At 64.1% G+C, this 1,100-nt stretch carries 2 protein-coding genes; both read left to right on the forward strand.

The features are described from left to right. Positions 1-422: hypothetical protein (locus ACFC0D_RS38725; protein ID WP_376446832.1), on the forward strand; the 422-nt coding region annotated here is incomplete at its 5' end. 45 nt (positions 423-467) lie between these two features. Continuing rightward, the gene (locus ACFC0D_RS38730; RefSeq protein ID WP_053448394.1) at positions 468-929 is read left to right on the forward strand and encodes a DUF3592 domain-containing protein; all 462 of its coding nucleotides are present in this window, start codon (positions 468-470) and stop codon (positions 927-929) included. Positions 930-1,100 lie beyond the last annotated feature (171 nt).

Consider the following 1,100-nt stretch of genomic DNA (forward strand, 5'->3'; position numbering starts at 1 on the left):
CGGACCGCCCGGACAAGGCCCTGGTGCGTTCGCTCTCATCACCCTGGGGCCTGAGCGTCATACTGGGATTGAACAGCGGCCCATTCCTGCTGGCGGCGGGACTTCTGCGCCTGCCGCAGGCGGCGAGGGCATGGCGGCGCAGGCAGCTCCTTCGCCACGGGACACGGGTGCAAGCCAAGGTCCGGGCGATCAAGCGCGATCGCGGAGTATTTTCGGGGGGAAAGCATCCGTTCGTCATCGTCTGCGCCTGGCGCGATCCTGAAACCACTCGATGGCATGTCTTCCACAGTGCGTATCTCTGGGCCGATCCCCGTGCACAGGTGAGTGGGCGTGAACTGGATGTCCATGTCATGCCGGGCAATCCGCGCTACTACCATGTCGATACCTCCTTCATTCGATCAGCGCCGGCACCTGCACGCTGATCGATCAACCCGGCCAGCACCATACCCACCCTCCTCAGATGTTTTTTGCTGTTTTTCTTTGCCGTGGGCCTGCTGATCCTTCTGGCCGCCGCCTGGCTGTTCGTGGACGTCCAGCGTTTCGCGCGCAAGGCCGTTTCCGTAACCGGAACGGTGGTGGCCGTCCAGGCAGAGGATGCCCGGTCGGAAATGGAGGGGATGCCCGCACGTGACATCACCCTGCATCGCCCGGTGGTGAGGTTCCAGACCGGACAGGGGCAGATGATTCAGTTCACCGCGTCCTTTGCTACCGGGGCACCACTGTACGTGGTCGGCGAACAGGTACAGGTGCTATATCCCGGCGGCATGCCTTCCAAGGCTCGTATCCAGCACCCGGGATTGCGCTGGGGCGCACCGCTGCTGTTGGCGCTGATGGGCATGGGGTTCTGCCTGATCGCCGCATGCGTCCATCGCCTGTGCGTGCGCTACTGGCCGATCCTGTTCGGCCCGCGTGACGGGGCATGTGGCTAGGCTGAGCATCGTAGTGGCCCACTTGGCCTGAGCGTGCTGCACGGCGGGCGCTGGCGTTGCAAAATCGAGGTATTCCTTCCGGAGCCCACCCATGCAACCCATCGAAAGCAAACGCCTGCGGCTGCGCCGCCTGGAACCAGACCGGGATGCTGCGCCGATGCTGGCACTGCT

The organism is Streptomyces sp. NPDC056222, assembly GCF_042264065.1.
In the GTDB taxonomy this organism is placed as follows: Bacteria; Actinomycetota; Actinomycetes; order Streptomycetales; family Streptomycetaceae; genus Streptomyces.